Origin of the sequence: Devosia sp. MC532, assembly GCF_016461625.1 — a bacterium.
GTDB lineage: Bacteria > Pseudomonadota > Alphaproteobacteria > Rhizobiales > Devosiaceae > Devosia.
The window spans coordinates 222,965-239,984 of sequence record NZ_JAEMNZ010000004.1 but is presented as its reverse complement, the minus strand read 5'-3'; the positions used below and the strand labels follow the sequence as shown (position 1 = coordinate 239,984).

The following is a 17,020-nucleotide window of genomic DNA, read 5'->3' as shown; positions in this document are numbered from 1 at the left end:
CCATGACACAAGAAAATCTCGCTCCCGCCGAACGCCTCGATCTTGGCCAACATGGTCGAGAACTCATCCTCGACGCACGCAATGTTGGCGTTGATTTCAAAGTCGAAAATGGCATCGTCAACGCTGTCCGCGACGTGTCCTTCCAGCTCCACAAGGGTGAAACCATCGCTATTGTGGGCGAGAGCGGATCGGGTAAATCCGTCACCGCCCGCACCATCATGCGGCTCCTCACCAAGCGCGCCAGCATTCTCCCCCAAACGCGCATCTCATTGGCGGGGAAAGACATTGTCGCCATGAGCGATAAGGAGATGCGCAAGCTTCGCGGCAATGATATTGCCATGATCTTTCAAGAGCCTATGAGCTCCCTGAACCCCGTTTACACCATCGGGCAGCAGCTGTGCGAAGTGATCCATTTGCACAATCGCGTCTCCCGCAAAGAGGCAATGACCCGGGCTGAGGCCTTGCTGGCCGAGGTCCAAATTCCTGATCCCAAGGCTCGCCTCCAACAATATCCGCACCAGCTGTCGGGCGGTCAGCGCCAGCGCGTCATGATCGCCATGGCTCTCGCCAATCGCCCGGACATTCTTATCGCCGACGAGCCAACCACCGCGCTCGACGTCACCGTTCAGGCCCAAATCCTCAATCTTCTCAAGGACCTCAAGGACAAGTACGGCATGGCGGTGATCCTCATCACCCATGACCTGACCATCGTCCGGCAATTCTCAGACTATGTCTATGTGATGCAGAACGGTCGTGTGCAGGAGCACAACGCCACTGAAGCGCTGTTCCAAAACCCGCAACACCCATACACCCAACACTTGCTGGCCTCCGAACCCAAGGGCACCGCTGAGCCGCTCGCAGATGGCGCGCATGACACCGTGCTCGAAGGTAAAAATGTGAAGGTCAGCTTCACGCTCAAGCGCGGCGGGCTCTTCAATGCCGAATTCTACGAACTCAAGGCCGTGGACAATCTCGACATCAAGCTCATGCGCCACGAAACGCTTGGTATCGTTGGCGAAAGCGGCTCGGGCAAGACCACTTTCGGTCAGGCGCTTGTGCGTCTCATCGGCAATCAAGGCGGCCAGATTACCTTCGACGGCCAGCGGATCGACGGGCTAGACCGAAACGGTATGCGACCGCTGCGCTCGCGTATGCAGATCGTTTTCCAGGACCCGTTCTCATCGCTCAACCCGCGCATGTCGATCGGCCAGATCATCGAAGAAGGCCTGATCGTCAATGGCATAGGCGCCAATCGCACGGAGCGGCTCAACCGCGTGCGGCAGGCCCTACGCGACGCTGGCATGCCCGACACCATCCTCCAGCGTTTCCCGCATGAGTTCTCTGGAGGTCAGCGCCAACGTATTGCCATTGCTCGGGCCATCGCGCTCGAGCCGGAGTTCATTCTCCTCGACGAGCCTACTTCCGCACTCGATCTTTCGGTGCAGGCGCAAATCATTGAACTGCTTCGCAAATTGCAGAACGAACGCGGCCTGTCCTACCTTTTCATCTCCCACGACCTAAAAGTTGTCCGCGCTCTCTGCCACCGGGTTATGGTGATGCAAAACGGAAAAATCGTGGAGCAAGGCCCGGTCAATGAAGTGCTGTTGAACCCGCAGACCGATTACACCAAGCGCCTTGTGCGTGCGGCGTTTGAAATCGCGGCTTAGTCAAAAAGGCGACGCCCCGCCGGGAGGACGGGGCGTCTTGAGGAACAGAGGAAGTCGTCGTCTTAGTGGTGCGCACCACGCATTTCGCGCAGTTCGTCCACGGAACGGACACGCTTGCGCGCCGCCCCTTCCCAGTCACGTGTCTTAACCGTGGATTTCGCCACGCGTTCAGCCGCCGCTGGGATAGCATCGGCGTATTGCGGCAACCACTGAGCCTGAGCGACGACCATTTCGTCGACCATGGCCCAGACCTCGTCCGGCGTACAAATCGCGCCAACAAGTGGGTCGTGTAACACTGCCAATTTCAGAAGGTTGAGATCGCCCGTCATCGCTGCTTCCACCGACATGCGCTGCACCGACACAGAGACAGAACATGTGGCCGCACAAGCAGTTGGCAAAGTTATCCCCTCCACCATATTGATGCCGAAGCGGTCTACGAAGCCCGGGCTTTCAATAATCGCGTCAGCGGGCAGATTGGTAATAATCCCATTGTTGCGGCGGTTGAAATGCCCGCGATAGGTGCGACCGGTTTCCATCGCTTCAATGATGTAACTGGCGTGTTCGGAGGTGCGTTTGTGCTCCGAGAGCGGCTTATTGGCCTGCTCCTTAAACATCGGAAAATCGGTTTCAAACCAATTCCGGCGCTCGGTCGAATAGCGCAGATAGCCCCCGGTTTCCCCGTGGATCCAATCGCTCATATCGATCCAGCGGCTGATCTCTTCCGGGCGCTTGCGATACCAGGGCAGGTATTCCGAAAGGTGGCCATTGCTCTCTGTTGAGTAGACACCAAACCGCTTGAGGACGTCGATGCGGACCTTTTCCTGCTTTGAATAAACCGGGTGGTTTTCAAAGCCAGCAATCAGCTCATCCGCCTCGATTTTCCGCCCTTTGGCGCGAACATCGATGTACCAAGTCTGGTGATTAATCCCGGCGCAGACATAGTCCAGTTCGTCGTCAGTCACGCCCAGCACATTGGCGATCTGATGCGCCCCATGCTGCACGCCGTGACACAGCCCCACGACATTGACGCCGCCATAGAGGTCTGCCGCCCAAGTGTTCATCACCATAGGGTTGGCATAGTTCAGGAACAGCGCGCCCGGCTCCGCTACTTCGCGGATATCCTTACAGAAATCGAGAATGACCGGAATATTGCGCTGGCCGTAGAGAATACCACCGGCGCAGATGGTGTCGCCCACGCATTGGTCGACGCCATACTTGAGCGGCACGTTGATATCGTGCGTAAAAGCCTCAAGCCCACCGACACGGACGCAGCTCATCACATAGCGCGCACCGGCAATTGCCTCACGGCGGTTGGTCGTCGCCGTCACCTTGGCCGGGAGCTTATTGACCGAGACAATCGTCTCGATAATCTGCCGGACCATATCGAGATTGTGCGGATTAACATCGGTCAGAGCGAACTCGCAATCGACAAACTCTGGAACTTTCAGCAGGTCGGAGATCAGGGTTTTGGTAAACCCGACCGAGCCCGCTCCAATGACGGTGACCTTAAACGACATAACTTCCTCCCAAGCGCCAAAACCTGCGCCTTGCCACTAGAGCTAGCGAGTTCCCACTATCTGGTGTAGAGAAAGCTTGTGCGAATAGGGGTAATTTTGTGCTCTCCCGTCTCGTTGCTCATGGGTTCGATCTCAAGCATATCCAGCCTCCGCGAGGGGCAGCGCATCTGCATTGCATGACCGTCAGCGCAGGCTTTGAGCAGCGCCGAAATGAGCACTATTCGTGGGATGGAATGAAGCGTGGCAGCGCGCCATTCCTTGTGTTGCAACACACCACACAAGGCGAAGGTCAGCTCGATTATGCTGGCGTGCGCCACAAGCTGACGCCGGGCAAAACCATGCTAGTGACCATGCCCCATGAGCATCGCTATTTTTTGGAGCGAGGCGGTCATTGGGAGTATTTTTGGATGCTGATCAGTGGGCGCGAGGCCATGCGCCTCAGCCTTGATATTTTGGCTACCGCCGGCCCCGTGCTCAGTCTGAGTGAAGCTGAGGTCGATACCCTTGCCGTCGCTACACTCACCTGTCTCACCCACAGCACTATGAGCGCGGGTAAAGCCTCTAGCCTCGGCTACGCCGCCCTGACCACGCTCTACGACGCCGCGTTTAGCGCCCTACCCGCCGCCGCCGCTGCTCATCCCGCTGCCATCGAGCGGGTGCTTAGCTACATCGAGCACAATATCTCAGCGCCGCTTCACGTCGAGCGCCTCGCCGCCATTGCCAGCATGAGCCGTGCCCATTTCGTACGCCGTTTTACCGAGACAGTCGGCAGTCCGCCTTCGCACTACGTTTTGGAACGCCGCATCGCCCGCGCCGAACGCCTGCTGCTCGCTACCGAAATGAGCGTCGCCGACATTGCCGCAATGACCGGTTTTGCCGAAGCCAATTACTTCTCCAAAACCTTCCGGCGTCTGCGCGCCACCACGCCAATCTCCTACCGCGCCACCCGCTTCGAAGCGGGGTAATCTCGCCCAACAAAAAGGGCAGAGGTTTCCCCCCGCCCTATGAAAATCATCTGACGACGCTAGCGCTTAGCCTTCGATGTCGCCCTTAGCGGCAGCATCGCAATAGACCACGACCTTGCCGTGGGCCTGAAGAGCCGAGGCAGGGCAATCAGTGCTCGGTGCTGATGCAAACGCGGCCTTCAAGGCCTCGGTCTTGTTGGCGCCCAACGCCACCAGCACGATTTCCTTGGCATCGACGATGGTACCCACGCCCATGGTCACAGCGCTTGGCGGCGGCAGTTCGCCAGCAGGAAAGTCCGAAGTATTGGCTTCAATGGTCGACTGGGTCAGCTCAACCTGACGGGTGCGGCTATCGAAAGCGGAACCGGGCTCGTTGAAGCCGATGTGACCGTTCTGGCCAATGCCGAGGAGCTGCAGGTCAATGCCGCCACGGGCAGCGATAGCGGCTTCGTAGGCGGCGCAGGAGGCTTCAACTTCCCCTCCAACGCTCGGCAGGTGCGCGTCCGCAGCAGGCAGGTCGACGTGACGGAAGAGATGCTCTTCCATATAGCTGCGGAACGAGGCTGGGTGACCTGCAGGCAGGCCAACATATTCGTCGAGGTTGAAGCTCGCGGCCTTCGCAAAGCTCATCTCGCCCTTTTTGAAGTGCTCGACGACCTCGGCATAAATCGGGATAAAAGTCTTCCCAGTTGCTAGGCCCAGGGTTGCAGCGGGTTTTGCCGACAGGGTTTCTGCGAGGTGGCGGGCGACAGCAGCGGCAACTTCTTCACGCGAGTTAAAAACGCGGAATTCTGGCTTGGTCATAGCAAACACAAATCTCTATTCGGGCGCGCAATGAACGCGCTGCAACACGGACGAGCCCAAGTCGCAGAAGGCGTGTGGCTTGAGCAGAAACGGGTCATCAGATGTCTCTGAAGACCGCCATTGAATGGGTCACGCTCGCAGCGGTGTCAATAACTTCGCTCCGATCTAAGCAAGGGTGTCCCCGACCAAAGTCGTAGACACCCGGCTTGTGTGGCAGATTTAACCCGCAGCAACGGCGGTACGCGCCATTTCCGAGAAAATCTTGGCCTTGCCATCGCGGATGATGACAATTTCTTCAAGACGTAGGCCAAAGCGGCCCTGCAGGTAAATGCCCGGCTCAATCGAGAAGACCATGCCTTCGGCCAAAATTGTTTCCGAAGTGCCGGTGATATAGGGCGCTTCGTGCACGTCGATGCCAAGGCCGTGGCCGGTGCGGTGCAGGAACTTATCCCCGTACCCGGCGGCAGTGATAACATCACGTGCTGCCTTATCAACGGCGCTGGCTGGAACGCCTGGTACAGCCGCCGCGAGCGCCGCCTGCACAGCCGTATCGACCAGATTGTGGATCTCGTCATAACCTTCAGGCTTGGACTTAAAGAAGCCCATGCGGGTCATGTCGGAAGGATAGCCGCCAATACGACCGCCTGTGTCGATCAATACCGCGTCACCAGCCTTGAGCTTAGTGTCGCCGGTGTGGTGGTGCGGGAAGGCGCCGTTTGGGCCGAAGCAGACCGAGCAGAACACGGTTTCAGCACCATTGGCCTTATAGTAGCCCTTGATGAAGTCTGCGACTTCTATCTCGGTCATGCCTTCCTTTAGCTGAGCAAAGGCAGCTTCAACGGCACGGTCATTGAGCAGATGCGAGGCCTTGATTGCGGCCTCTTCGGCTTCATCCTTGCGCGAACGCAGATAGCCGACAGTATCTGCAGTGAAGCGACGGCTTGCACCCGGCAGCGCGTCGAGAACCAGCAGCGCGAAGTCCGCGCGCATGGTTTCGTCAAGCACAACCGATGGTGCGCTGCGGTCAATGCCGGTGGCGTCCAGCAGCTGCTCCAATGCCGCGTTCGGGCCTTCAGCGTCGGACCAGGGGAAGAACGGTAAATCTGTGTGCTGACGCGCCGCATCGGCGTTCAGCGCAGGCATGAGGAACCCGGCATAACTCTGGCTCACCATCAACATCACCGGGCGCTCATCGCCATGCGGCGAGAGATCGGCCAGATAGACCATTTGGCTGGATGGGCCAATCACCACGAGATCTGTGGCAGTGGCGGCCATGCGCTCGCGCAGCTTTTCGAGGCGGGCGGCGAGAATGGGGTTCATGATGCAAATCCTGCAGGTTTAAGAAGTCCAAAGCCGGCCCGAGGCCGGCTTCGGTTTTTTGTCTTTTGGGCCTAGCTGCTCCCGCCCGTTCCTTCCATTACTGGGGAGAGGCGGAAGCAATCAGGCAAACATCACAAGAACTTAGTTCTTGGTGACGAGACGGTAGTAGACGAAGTCCGAGTTCGAACCGTTGACGTAACCGTTGACGTTGTTCGCCATGCCGATGTTCAGGGCTGCCTGGAACATGATGACAATCGGGCCATCTGCCTGAACCTGCTTCTGCAGGTCGAGGTAGATTTCGTTACGCTTGTCCATGTCAGCTTCAGCGAGAGCTGCAGTGACCTTGTCATTCATTTCCTGCGGAACGGCCCAAGCATTGCGCCAAGTGGTGGTCGCTGCGTATGCGTCGTCGGCATTGTTGGAATTGTACGCAAACGCCTTAGCGTTCGAGTGCGGATCCATGAAGTCTGGGCCCCAATACAGCAGCATCGCCTGGTGGGTACGTTCACGGTACTTGGTGATGACCTGAGCGCCGGTGCCTGGCAGGATTTCGAAGTTGATACCAACTTCAGAGAAACCAGCCTGCAGCGACTGCGCAATGTCGGTGAATGGCGCCGAGTTGATGACGTCGAGCGTCACGTTGAGCGGCGTTGCAACACCAGCGTCAGCCAGAATCTGCTTAGCCTTTTCAACGTCGTAGGTGAACGGGGTGTCTTCCAGCGCGCCTGGGAAGCCCTTTGGCCAGAAGGCCTGGTGCTTTTCCATCTGACCCTTGAGGAAGGTCTGGGTCATGCCGTCATAATCGACGAGGTAACGTGCAGCTTCCCAAATAGCTGGGTTGGTCAGCTCTTCGGTCTTCTGGTTGAACGAGAGGAAGTGAACTGCCGACTGCGGATAGGTTTCAACCTTAACCGCATCGCCCAGACCACCGATCTGATCAGGGGTCAGGTTCTTGGCCATGTCAACGTCGCCCGAGGTCAGCAGCAGCTGCTGAGTTGCGGCTTCAGCCACGTGGCGGATGATGACCTGTTCCATAGCCGGAGCGCCGCCCCAGTAATTGGCATTGGCCTGCATACGGACCATTTCGGCCGCCCGGTAGTCGGTCAGAACGAATGGACCCGAACCAGCCGAATTGGAGTTCAGCCAAGCATTGCCCCAGTCGCCGTCAACTTCGTTGGCGCTGACGAGAACCTGGTCAACAATCGAGCCCGGACGTGCTGCAAGCACGTTGAGAACGAATGCCGAAGCGAAGTCGCCCGACCAACGAACGGTAACGGTGTTGCCGTCAACAGTGACCATTTCGTCGATGTTTTCTGGGGTCCAGCCGAGCTGGGTCAGAATGAACGCCGGGGTCTTGTTGAGGGTTACAACACGCTTGAAGGTGTAGTGCACGTCTTCTGCACGGACAGGGTTGCCCGATGCGAAGGTTGCGCCTTCGCGCATGGTGAAGGTCAGCGACTTTGCCGCTTCGTCTGCAACCCAAGAGGACGCCAGACCCGGTGCGAGAACCGTGGTGTCTTCTGCTGCGTACTGCACCAGGTGGTCATAGAGGTTGGCGTTGATTTCGCCAGCCGAGAATTCATAGGCCTGTGCCGGGTCCAGCGCGACGATATCGTCGATGTTCTGGGCAATGACCAGTGCGTTTGCAGGGGTTGCTGCGTTTGCACCAACTGCCGCAGGCAGGGTGAGCGCAGTCGCCAGCAAGGCAGCGCGGAAGAGCTTCATGAGCGTTTCTCCTTAGGGTTTATTTTACGAGCCGGCTTGTTTGCGCCGGTTTTGGTTGTGCTCTGTCCAGCGCGCGGGCCGGCGTTTGAGCGAAAGAGTGTAAGGGTTCCCGTCCACAGCAGACGCGCCGGCTGATCGGACAAATTGAACCACGAGTGCGGAAGGTTGCCGCGATAGTGCAGGCTGTCGCCTGCGCTCATCACCATGTCTTCGCCATCGAGGCGTTGGGTGATGGACCCTTCCAGTACAAAAATAAGTTCTTCGCCCTCATGGGCAACGGTTTCGGAGCGGTAGCCCGGCGGCACAGTCAGCAGAAAGCTCGACAATTGATTGCCGGGAAAATCTGCGCCGATCCGTTCGTAGACGACCGAGGATCCGTCGACCGAGAAACGATTGCGTTCCCCGGCCCGCGTCAAGGCATTGGCGGTCGTGGGCGCGGAAATGAAGTAGTCGATTGGCACCTCAAGTGCGCGTGCAATCTGCGCCAAGGTTCCCAAAGATGGCGTGGCATGGTCGCGTTCGACTTGGCTCAAATAGCCCACCGAAACCTCAGCGGCCTGCCCTAGTTCCACAAGGGTCAAATGCTGCTGACGACGGCGTGCGCGAATGAGTGCACCAACCTTCGGGTGATCCGCTTGGTTCACTTTCGCGACCGCTTCTGCCATACCCATCCCACCAAAATTTTTTTGATATAAGCAAAATTGCTAGTATGGTGAAAGCGAAATCTGCAGCCATTGAAACCGCAAAATGAACTTTTTTGCGGTGCTAAATTGCTGTTTCTAATAAAGGAAATTACGTGGCGCTCGACCAAACATCGACACCATCGGCAAGCCCGAACAAAAACCGGAATCGGCGCCTCAAGCGTCAGATTTCGGCGGTTGCCGGCTTTGTCATAACTCTTTTCCTCACTTTTCTTGGCCTTTTGGCGATAACCTTCTGTATCGGCCGTGTGATCCCGATTGACCCGGTTCTGGCAGTCGTCGGTGACCGCGCGACGCAGGCTCAATATGACGCCGCCAAGATTGCGATGGGGCTAGATCAGCCGCTCTGGCAGCAGTTCATCACCTATGTCGGTAATGTCTTCTCAGGCGATCTGGGCAAATCGGTGTCCACTGGTCGTGACGTTGCTGACGACATCAGCCGCTTCTTCCCCGCGACCTTTGAAATGGCCACCTTGGGCATTCTCATTGGCGTTGCTATGGGTGTGCCGCTGGGCGTCACAGCTGCCGCCAAGCAGGGCAGCTGGATTGATCAGATCATCCGCGTCATTGGCCTACTGGGCTATTCCGTTCCGGCCTTCTGGCTCGGTCTCGTCGGCCTCGCCTTGTTCTACGCTCACCTGAAGTGGGTTGGCGGTCCGGGCCGATTGGACATTTTCTATGATGGTCTAGTGCCCCCGATCACTGGCATGATCCTGATCGATAGCGTCATCTCCGGCGATTTCGACATCTTCTGGAATGCGGTTTCTCACCTCATTCTCCCGGCGTCTGTCCTCGGCTTCTTCTCGCTTGCTTACATCGCCCGCATGACGCGTTCCTTCATGCTCGATCAGCTAAGCCAGGAGTTTGTCACCACGGCTCGCGTCAAAGGTGTGCCGGAGCGCGTCGTCATCTGGCGCCATGCGTTCAAGCCCATTCTCGTGCCGCTGATTACTGTTATTGGTCTGTCCTATGCGGGTCTGCTTGAAGGCTCGGTGATGATCGAAACCGTGTTCTCCTGGCCCGGCATTGGTAACTATCTGACCTCTGCACTGCTCAACGCCGACATGAATGCTGTGCTGGGGTCTACCCTTGTCATCGGCGCCGTGTTCATCGTCATCAACAAAGTTTCGGACGTGCTTTATCGCGTCCTCGATCCGAGGGCCCGTTCATGACCACTCGTGATTGGCTACTTGCCGATTCCCCGACTTCGAAGCTTCAGGCCAATGTGGGTCGCGCCTATCGCGTCTTCACCGCTCTGCTGCGCAATCCCCTCTCGGTTCTGGGTGGTGTGATCATTCTGGTGCTGCTGTTTACCGCAGCTTTTGCGCCATGGATTGCCCCCTATTCGCCAACCGGCCAAAACCTTGGCAATCGTCTTCTGCCGCCTTCGGGTGACCACTGGATGGGCACCGATGAGCTTGGGCGCGATATCTTCTCGCGCGTCGTCTATGGCTCGCAGATTACCCTCACCATCGTCATGCTGGTGGCGCTGATCTCGGCTCCACTCGGTCTCTTGATCGGCGCCATTGCTGGCTACTTCGGCGGCTGGGTCGACAAAATCCTCATGGGCTTCACCGACATCTTCCTGTCGCTCCCTAAGCTCATCTTGGCTTTGGCCTTCGTGGCGGCGCTTGGCCCTGGCATCAACAATGCCATTATTGCCATCGCCATCACTGCTTGGCCGGCCTATGCCCGTATCGCGCGCGCTGAAACTCTCACCATTCGCAATGCCGAATACATCTCGGCAGTCCGCCTATCCGGTGGTGGTCCATTCCGTGTGATCGTCAAGCACATCCTGCCGCTTTGCACCTCGTCGATGATCGTTCGCGTCACCCTCGACATGGCAGGCGTCATCCTTACCGCTGCCGGTCTTGGCTTTATCGGCCTTGGCGCACAGCCGCCGCTGCCAGAATGGGGCGCGATGATTTCGCGTGGCCGTACCTTCATTCTCGATCAGTGGTGGGTCGCTACCATGCCGGGCTTCGCCATCATCATCGTCTCCTTGGGCTTCTGCTTCCTCGGCGATGGTCTGCGCGACGTGCTTGACCCCAAGAGCGAGGGCAAGAGCTAATGGATACTCTTCTCAAAGTTGAAAACCTGCGCGTCAGCTTCCCAACCAATACCGGTCGCGTCGAAGTGGTGAAGGGCTTGTCCTTCAACCTGGGTCGCGAACGGCTGGGCATCGTGGGCGAAAGTGGTTCGGGCAAGTCGATGACGGGCCGCTCCATCCTCAAGCTGATCCGCAAGCCCGGTCAGGTCACTGCCGACAAGCTTGAGTTTGATGGCATCGACCTCATGGCCCAGTCCGACAAGCAGATGCGCGCCATTCGTGGCGCCCGCATTTCCATGGTCATGCAGGACCCAAAGTTCTCGCTCAATCCAGTCATGACCGTAGGCGATCAGATCGCTGAAGCTCTGGTCACACACCAGAAGCTACCGCGTAAGGATGTTCACGCACGCATTATCGAAATGCTGCATGCTGTCCGTATCAACGATCCAGAACATGTCGCTAAGCTTTACCCGCACGAAGTCTCGGGCGGCATGGGCCAGCGCATCATGATCGCCATGATGCTGATCCCCAAGCCTGAACTGCTGATTGCGGACGAACCAACCTCGGCGCTCGACGTTTCGGTGCAGGCTCAGGTGCTCGACATCATCGACGACCTTGTCACCAGCAAGGGCATGGGCTTGATCCTAATCAGCCACGACCTCAACCTCGTTAGCCGCTATTGCGACCGCATCCTTGTGATGAACTCGGGCCAGGTTGTTGAAGAATGCGTCGCCAGCGAACTGCACAATGCCAAGCATCCGTATACGCGAAGCCTTCTGGCCGCCATGCCGGTGCTCAACGAAACCCGTGACGAACTTCCTGTGCTCGACCGCACACTATGGGCTGGCACATGACCGCGATTGAACTCAAAAACCTCGACATTTCCTATGGCGACAGCAAAGTCGTACATGGGGTGAACCTCTCCATTCCTGAGGGCGAAAGCTTTGCCCTCGTCGGTGAAAGTGGCTCGGGAAAATCCACGATTTTGCGCGCCATTGCTGGTCTTGCACCAGAATGGACTGGCGAGATTTCGGTGCTCGGCAAGCCGCGCAGCCACAGCATTGACCGCAGCGTTTCGCGTCAGGTCCAGATGGTGTTTCAGGACCCCTATGGGTCGCTGCATCCGCGCAAGACCATTGACGATGTGCTCACTGAGCCTTTGGCCATTCACGGTATAGGCAATCGCGATGAGCGCGTTGAAGAAACCTTGCGCAATGTCGGTCTCGACAAGCGTTTCCGTTTCCGCTTCCCGCACCAGCTTTCGGGTGGTCAGCGCCAGCGTGTTGCTATTGCGCGCGCTTTGATGCTCGAACCCAAAGTCATGCTGCTCGATGAGCCGACCTCGGCGCTGGACGTTTCCGTTCAGGCCGAAATTCTCAATTTGCTCAAGCGCCTCCGTAAGGAACAGGGCCTCACCTATCTCATGGTGACGCACAATCTGCCGGTGGTGAGCTTCCTCTGCGACCGCCTTGCGGTCATGCAGAAGGGTCGGATTGTCGAGATTGCTGACGTCGCAGATCTTAAGCGCGGCGAGCTCAAAGAACCCTACTCGCGCGAATTGATGGCCGCTAACCACTAGGCGCGACCATTGGCCTTTCCCTGCCCTGCTCCAGGGCGCATCTCAGGACTATTTTGAGACATGACTGACCATACTAAAGCTCTTGTGGCCTTCGACGCCGCTATTGCCAAGGCAACCACTGCCGACGACGCCTTCTCGGCTCTGCAGACGTTGGTGCGTGACGTTGTTGGCGCAAAGCTCTTCACCGTCATGCTGGTCGACTGGGACCTCGAGGTCTCCCGCCGCGCCTATACCAGCCACCCGGAAACCTATCCAACTTCTGGCACCAAGCCGCTTAACTATGGTCCGTGGTTCGACATCGTCCATGGCAAGCGTGAATGCTATGTCGCCAACACCATCGAAGACATCGCCAAGGTTCTGTTCGACCACGAAACCATCAACGCGCTGGGCTGCCAGTCGGTGGTGAACTATCCGGTTATCGTCAAGGACAAGCTCATCGGCACCATGAACATGCTCGATGTTGAGGGTCACTTCACTCCTGAGAAGGTTGAAACCATCCGCAACGTACTCGGCACCCCAGCCAAGCTCGCTGTACTGGTCGCCACCACGCTCTAAGGCCTTAGGCACACAAAGTTTGAAGCGCTCCCTTGGGGGCGCTTTTTTGTGCCTGCCATCCATAAGAACGTCGTCAAGGCTGCTCCACACACCAAAAGGCCCTCCCGTGGGTCAACACAGGAGGGCCTCGCAGGTCGAAACCTGAAGCGCGTTTAGACGGCCGCAGAAGCCATCAAGGTCGCATTGCCACCAGCAGCAGTGGTGTCGATGCAGACATGACGCTCATGCTGCAAGCGCACGATATCCTGCGGGCCTGTGAGCAGCGGGGTAATCACGCCTTGTCGCTTAGCCAAATCCTGACGGATCGTACGCAGCGTGTCGGCGTCACCGAACCAAGCGATTGCGTCGAAATGCTCGCCGCAAGCACGCCAGTCTTTTTCGGTCTTGTCGGCAAAGAACACGCAGCCAGTTGCTTCTGCCATTGCCTTTTGCGCCGCAATGTCGGCGTCCGTTGGTCCAAGACCGAGGAAGACACCACGCGGGAAGACATGCAGCGTATTGGTTTCACCGGTCGGACCAGGCAACTCGATCGCGGCCGTCTGCAATGCACCCGCACCCTTGGTGAAGCGTGGCAGATAGTTCGGGCCACCCGCCTTGGGGCCTGTGCCCGAGAAGCCTTCGCCGCCAAATGGCTGGCTACCAACAACTGCACCGATCTGATTGCGATTGACGTAGATATTGCCGCAATGAACCTGTTCGGCAATCGACTTCACGCGGGTCGAGATACGGGTGTGCAGTACAAAGGTCAGGCCATAGCCCGATGCATTGATCGCTTCGATGACCTTGGGTAGGCCCTCGGCCTTGAAGGTGGCGACATGTAGCACGGGGCCGAAGATTTCTTCTGGCATGTCTTCGATACCGTTGACCTTCAGAATGGTCGGAGCCACGAAAGTCCCGCCCGCAGGAGCCTTCATCTGGTGGAAGATATTGGCCGTGCGCTCGGTCACATAAGCATCAATCTTGGCCTTTGCGGCAGCGTCGATGACCGGGCCAACGTCATTGGCAATGTCCCAGGTATTGCCCAGACGCAGCTCATCCATCGCCCCCTTGATCATGGAGATGGTCTTGTCCGCACAGTCTTCCTGAACGTAGAGAATGCGCAGGGCCGAGCACCGCTGACCAGCCGACTGGAAGGCCGAAGCGAGGATGTCGCGCACCGCCTGTTCGGTTAGCGCCGTGGTGTCCACAACCATAGCGTTGAGACCACCGGTTTCCGCGATAAGCGGCGCGGATGGATCGAGGTACTCCGCCATCGAGCTTTCGATGCGCTTGGCTGTTGGCAGCGAGCCAGTGAAGGCAACACCCTTCACATCTGGGTTGGAGGTCAGAGCCGCACCCACGTCCGGACCACCCGGCAGCAATTGCAGAGCATCAACCGGAATACCCGCGAGACGCATCAGCTCAACCGCACGGTAAGCCACCAGCGGGGTTTGCGGCGCAGGCTTTGCTAGAACCGGATTACCGGCGACGAGAGCTGCCGCGATCTGGCCGGTGAAAATGGCCAGCGGGAAGTTCCAGGGCGAAATCGCCACGAACGGACCACGGGCTTCGCCGCTCAGGTTTTTCGCTTCCGCTGCGTAATAGTGGAGGAAATCGACTGCTTCACGCACTTCCGCGATCGCGTCATTCCAGCTCTTGCCGGCTTCACGGGTGAGCAGGGCAAAGAATTCTGCCGTATTGGCCTCAAACAGTTCTGCCGCACGGGTCAGCGCCGCAGCGCGATCTGCGACCGGCACCTGTGCCCAGTTGGACTTAGCGGCATAGGTCGCCGCTTCCGCCACTTGCTCCGGTGTCGCGTCAATCACTGTGCCAACCACATCGCTGTGGTCTGCAGGGTTAATCACTGGCTTTGCAGCGGTGTCCGCGCGGCTCATCGCGCCATAAGGGGCCGCCACCCACTGATGGGTGCGGAATGCTTCGCGTGCTGCATCGAGCTGACCGAAAGCTATTGGGTCGGTCAGGTCATAGCCACGGGAATTAGCGCGGTTGGGGAAGATATCTCCCGGCATTGGGATCGCTGCATTGTGCAGTTGGTCGCCGAGCGCTTCGAGCTTAGCAATCGGGTCTTCGGCAACGGTCGTCGCTGGAATGTCCTTGTCGGCGATCTGATAGACGAACGAGCCATTGGCACCGTTTTCGAGCAGACGGCGAACGAGATAGGCGAGCAGGTCTTTGTGTGGGCCGACTGGTGCGTAAATACGCGAGGTCGTCTGGTGCTGCTGGCGCACGACTTCATGGAGCTGATCACCCATGCCATGCAGACGCTGCAATTCCCAAGTGTCGGTGCTGCGACCAGCTGCCTGCGCTAGGTGTAGAATAGCGGCAACGGTGTGTGCGTTATGGCCCGCAAACTGCGGATAGATGTTCTTGGAGGCAAACAGCTTCCGCGCTGCAGCCATATAGCTGACGTCCGTAGCGGCCTTGCGCGTGAACACGGGATAGCCTTCAAGGCCCATCACCTGCGCGCGCTTGATTTCGGCGTCCCAATAGGCGCCCTTAACGAGGCGGACCATGATACGGCGACCAAGGCGTTCGGCGAGCGCATCGAGCCAGTCAATGGCAGGCAGTACGCGCTTGCCATAGGCCTGCACGACAATGCCGAAACCATCCCAGCCCGCCAGTTCTGGAGTTTCCAGAACAGCTTCGATGACGTCGAGCGACAGATCGAGACGATCCGCTTCCTCCGCGTCGATGTTGAAGCTCATGTTAGCCTTCGCAGCGACAATGGCGAGCTTACGGGTCGCATCGACGAGTTCGGTCATTACGCGGTCGCGCTGCGCCACTTCGTAACGCGCATGCAGCGCTGAAAGCTTGACCGAAATACCCGGATTGTCGCGAACTGAACCGTGGACACAGTGAGGGGCCAGCGAGGTGATCGCATGCATATAAGCATCGAAATAGCGCTTGGCGTCCTCCGCGGTGCGGGCCGCCTCGCCCAGCATGTCGTAGCTATAGCGATAGCCCAGAGCGTCTGGCTTCTTAGCATTGGAAATCGCTTCGTCAATCGAACGGGCGAAGACGAACTGACCACCAAGAATACGCATCGCCTGCTGCACGGCAGTACGGATCACCGGTTCGCCCAGACGTGCTACAACACGGTGGATGACATTGGTTGGGCCAACTTCTGGCTGACCGAGAACCTGCGAGGTAAGATTTAGCGCCCAAGAGGAGAAATTGACGAGGTTGCTTTCCGACGCCCCAAAGTGGCTCGCCCAGTTCGCGCCGCCAATCTTGTCTTGGATCAGCGCGTCAACGGTTTCATTGTCCGGCACGCGCAACAGCGCCTCTGCCATGGACATGAGCGCCAGGCCTTCTTCAGTGTCGAGACCATATTCGGAGAGGAAGCTCTCCATCAGGCCAAGCTTGGCGCCGCTGCGCACCGCTTCCACCAGTTCTACCGCGCGGGCCGAAATCGCCTTGCGATCTTCCGTGGTAAATTCGGTGGCAGTGATCAGTGAGCGGACGAGGCTGGACTCGTCAGCGTAAATGCGTTCGTGCAGAGCGCGACGGGCGTCAGAAGCGGAAACCATGGGGCGAGACCCTAATAAGAAATCCGGATGATATTGCCAGAACGCGAATAGGCGATTTCACTGATGATATGGATTTTTCGCGACATACGTGCGATTGTTTAGCCGCACTGCAGGACAATCACCCATGAAAGATGCCATCAATAGTCCAATCGACCAGATCGATCGTAAGATCTTGGACGAATTGAGCAAAGACGGCCGTATCAGCGTGACTGAGCTGAGCCGCCGGGTGAACCTTTCGAAGACGCCGTGTCAGGCCCGAATTAAACGGCTCGAAGACCAAGGCTATATCCTAGGCTATCGCGCGGTGATCGATCCTAAACGCCTCGGTCTGCCACACGTTGCCTTTGTCGAAGTCAAACTTAGCGATACGCGCAAGGCGGCGCTCGAAGCCTTTAACAAAGCTGTCCGCGCCCTGCCTGAGGTCGAACAGGCCCATATGATCGCCTCAAGCTTTGATTATCTGCTCAAAGTCCGAACTAAGGACATAGCCGCATACCGCGAAGTTCTGGGCGAAAAGCTCTCGGCGCTTCCGCATGTGGCGCAAACCTCCACCCATGTCTCGATGGAAGCGGTCAAAGACGACGCGGAGTGAATGTACTGTCGCAGT

Annotated in this window: 14 protein-coding genes; 8 read left to right on the top strand and 6 right to left on the bottom strand. The window is 57.9% G+C overall.

All coding sequences use genetic code 11. From position 1 onward, the window contains the following. Positions 1-2: 2 nt before the first annotated feature. The gene (locus JHC09_RS07375) at positions 3-1,667 is read left to right on the top strand and encodes an ABC transporter ATP-binding protein (protein ID WP_199531397.1); all 1,665 of its coding nucleotides are present in this window, start codon (positions 3-5) and stop codon (positions 1,665-1,667) included. Between the two features lie 62 nt (positions 1,668-1,729). Here JHC09_RS07375 and JHC09_RS07370 read toward each other — a convergent pair whose 3' ends face one another. Further along, a complete protein-coding gene (locus tag JHC09_RS07370; RefSeq protein WP_199531396.1) occupies positions 1,730-3,184 on the bottom strand; it encodes an alpha-glucosidase/alpha-galactosidase in 1,455 nt (484 codons plus the stop codon). A gap of 98 nt (positions 3,185-3,282) precedes the next feature. Here JHC09_RS07370 and JHC09_RS07365 point away from each other — a divergent pair, with 98 nt between their 5' ends. Then, positions 3,283-4,149 (top strand): AraC family transcriptional regulator, encoded by an 867-nt coding sequence (locus tag JHC09_RS07365; RefSeq protein ID WP_199531395.1) that lies wholly within the window; start codon positions 3,283-3,285, stop codon positions 4,147-4,149. A 66-nt stretch (positions 4,150-4,215) separates the two neighbouring features. On the opposite strand, the gene JHC09_RS07360 is transcribed toward JHC09_RS07365, so the two are convergent. From JHC09_RS07360 to JHC09_RS07345, 4 genes are all read right to left on the bottom strand, one after another. After that, positions 4,216-4,953, bottom strand: coding sequence for a glucosamine-6-phosphate deaminase (locus JHC09_RS07360; protein WP_199531394.1), 738 nt, complete (start codon positions 4,951-4,953; stop codon positions 4,216-4,218). A gap of 219 nt (positions 4,954-5,172) precedes the next feature. Next, complete coding sequence (locus JHC09_RS07355) at positions 5,173-6,273, bottom strand: Xaa-Pro peptidase family protein (RefSeq protein ID WP_199531393.1); 1,101 nt, start codon at positions 6,271-6,273, stop codon at positions 5,173-5,175. Between the two features lie 141 nt (positions 6,274-6,414). Then, positions 6,415-7,998: an ABC transporter substrate-binding protein gene (locus tag JHC09_RS07350; protein WP_169194602.1), complete on the bottom strand. Its 1,584-nt coding sequence runs from the start codon at positions 7,996-7,998 to the stop codon at positions 6,415-6,417. Then, the gene (locus tag JHC09_RS07345) at positions 7,995-8,663 is read right to left on the bottom strand and encodes an XRE family transcriptional regulator (protein WP_248305913.1); all 669 of its coding nucleotides are present in this window, start codon (positions 8,661-8,663) and stop codon (positions 7,995-7,997) included. The genes JHC09_RS07350 and JHC09_RS07345 overlap by 4 nt, the downstream gene beginning before the upstream one ends. A 203-nt stretch (positions 8,664-8,866) precedes the next feature. Here JHC09_RS07345 and JHC09_RS07340 point away from each other — a divergent pair, with 203 nt between their 5' ends. Genes JHC09_RS07340 through JHC09_RS07320 form a run of 5 tightly spaced genes read left to right on the top strand, consistent with a single transcriptional unit; the run spans position 8,867 to position 12,883 of the window. After that, positions 8,867-9,871 (top strand): ABC transporter permease, encoded by a 1,005-nt coding sequence (locus JHC09_RS07340; protein WP_349236527.1) that lies wholly within the window; start codon positions 8,867-8,869, stop codon positions 9,869-9,871. Then, a complete protein-coding gene (locus tag JHC09_RS07335) occupies positions 9,868-10,770 on the top strand; it encodes an ABC transporter permease (RefSeq protein ID WP_199531391.1) in 903 nt (300 codons plus the stop codon). The genes JHC09_RS07340 and JHC09_RS07335 overlap by 4 nt, the downstream gene beginning before the upstream one ends. Continuing rightward, positions 10,770-11,603 (top strand): ABC transporter ATP-binding protein, encoded by an 834-nt coding sequence (locus JHC09_RS07330; RefSeq protein ID WP_199531390.1) that lies wholly within the window; start codon positions 10,770-10,772, stop codon positions 11,601-11,603. The genes JHC09_RS07335 and JHC09_RS07330 overlap by 1 nt, the downstream gene beginning before the upstream one ends. Then, complete coding sequence (locus tag JHC09_RS07325) at positions 11,600-12,328, top strand: ABC transporter ATP-binding protein (protein ID WP_169194598.1); 729 nt, start codon at positions 11,600-11,602, stop codon at positions 12,326-12,328. The genes JHC09_RS07330 and JHC09_RS07325 overlap by 4 nt, the downstream gene beginning before the upstream one ends. A 60-nt stretch (positions 12,329-12,388) precedes the next feature. Then, on the top strand, positions 12,389-12,883 hold the full coding sequence (locus JHC09_RS07320; RefSeq protein WP_169194597.1) for a GAF domain-containing protein: 495 nt from the start codon (positions 12,389-12,391) through the stop codon (positions 12,881-12,883). Between the two features lie 152 nt (positions 12,884-13,035). On the opposite strand, the gene putA is transcribed toward JHC09_RS07320, so the two are convergent. Beyond that, on the bottom strand, positions 13,036-16,413 hold the full coding sequence (gene putA / locus JHC09_RS07315; RefSeq protein WP_199531389.1) for a bifunctional proline dehydrogenase/L-glutamate gamma-semialdehyde dehydrogenase PutA: 3,378 nt from the start codon (positions 16,411-16,413) through the stop codon (positions 13,036-13,038). 124 nt (positions 16,414-16,537) lie between these two features. Here putA and JHC09_RS07310 point away from each other — a divergent pair, with 124 nt between their 5' ends. Further along, the gene (locus JHC09_RS07310; protein WP_199531388.1) at positions 16,538-17,005 is read left to right on the top strand and encodes an Lrp/AsnC ligand binding domain-containing protein; all 468 of its coding nucleotides are present in this window, start codon (positions 16,538-16,540) and stop codon (positions 17,003-17,005) included. Positions 17,006-17,020: the final 15 nt, after the last annotated feature.

Bases quoted from the DNA above. Each gene is read 5' to 3' on its own strand.
- JHC09_RS07345 (WP_248305913.1), bottom strand. From the start codon at position 8,663: ATGGCAGAAGCGGTCGCGAAAGTGAACCAAGCGGATCACCCGAAGGTT.
- JHC09_RS07370 (WP_199531396.1), bottom strand. From the start codon at position 3,184: ATGTCGTTTAAGGTCACCGTCATTGGAGCGGGCTCGGTCGGGTTTACC.
- JHC09_RS07325 (WP_169194598.1), top strand. From the start codon at position 11,600: ATGACCGCGATTGAACTCAAAAACCTCGACATTTCCTATGGCGACAGC.
- JHC09_RS07360 (WP_199531394.1), bottom strand. From the start codon at position 4,953: ATGACCAAGCCAGAATTCCGCGTTTTTAACTCGCGTGAAGAAGTTGCC.
- JHC09_RS07320 (WP_169194597.1), top strand. From the start codon at position 12,389: ATGACTGACCATACTAAAGCTCTTGTGGCCTTCGACGCCGCTATTGCC.
- JHC09_RS07350 (WP_169194602.1), bottom strand. From the start codon at position 7,998: ATGAAGCTCTTCCGCGCTGCCTTGCTGGCGACTGCGCTCACCCTGCCT.
- JHC09_RS07375 (WP_199531397.1), top strand. From the start codon at position 3: ATGACACAAGAAAATCTCGCTCCCGCCGAACGCCTCGATCTTGGCCAA.
- JHC09_RS07310 (WP_199531388.1), top strand. From the start codon at position 16,538: ATGAAAGATGCCATCAATAGTCCAATCGACCAGATCGATCGTAAGATC.
- JHC09_RS07355 (WP_199531393.1), bottom strand. From the start codon at position 6,273: ATGAACCCCATTCTCGCCGCCCGCCTCGAAAAGCTGCGCGAGCGCATG.
- putA (WP_199531389.1), bottom strand. From the start codon at position 16,413: ATGGTTTCCGCTTCTGACGCCCGTCGCGCTCTGCACGAACGCATTTAC.
- JHC09_RS07330 (WP_199531390.1), top strand. From the start codon at position 10,770: ATGGATACTCTTCTCAAAGTTGAAAACCTGCGCGTCAGCTTCCCAACC.
- JHC09_RS07335 (WP_199531391.1), top strand. From the start codon at position 9,868: ATGACCACTCGTGATTGGCTACTTGCCGATTCCCCGACTTCGAAGCTT.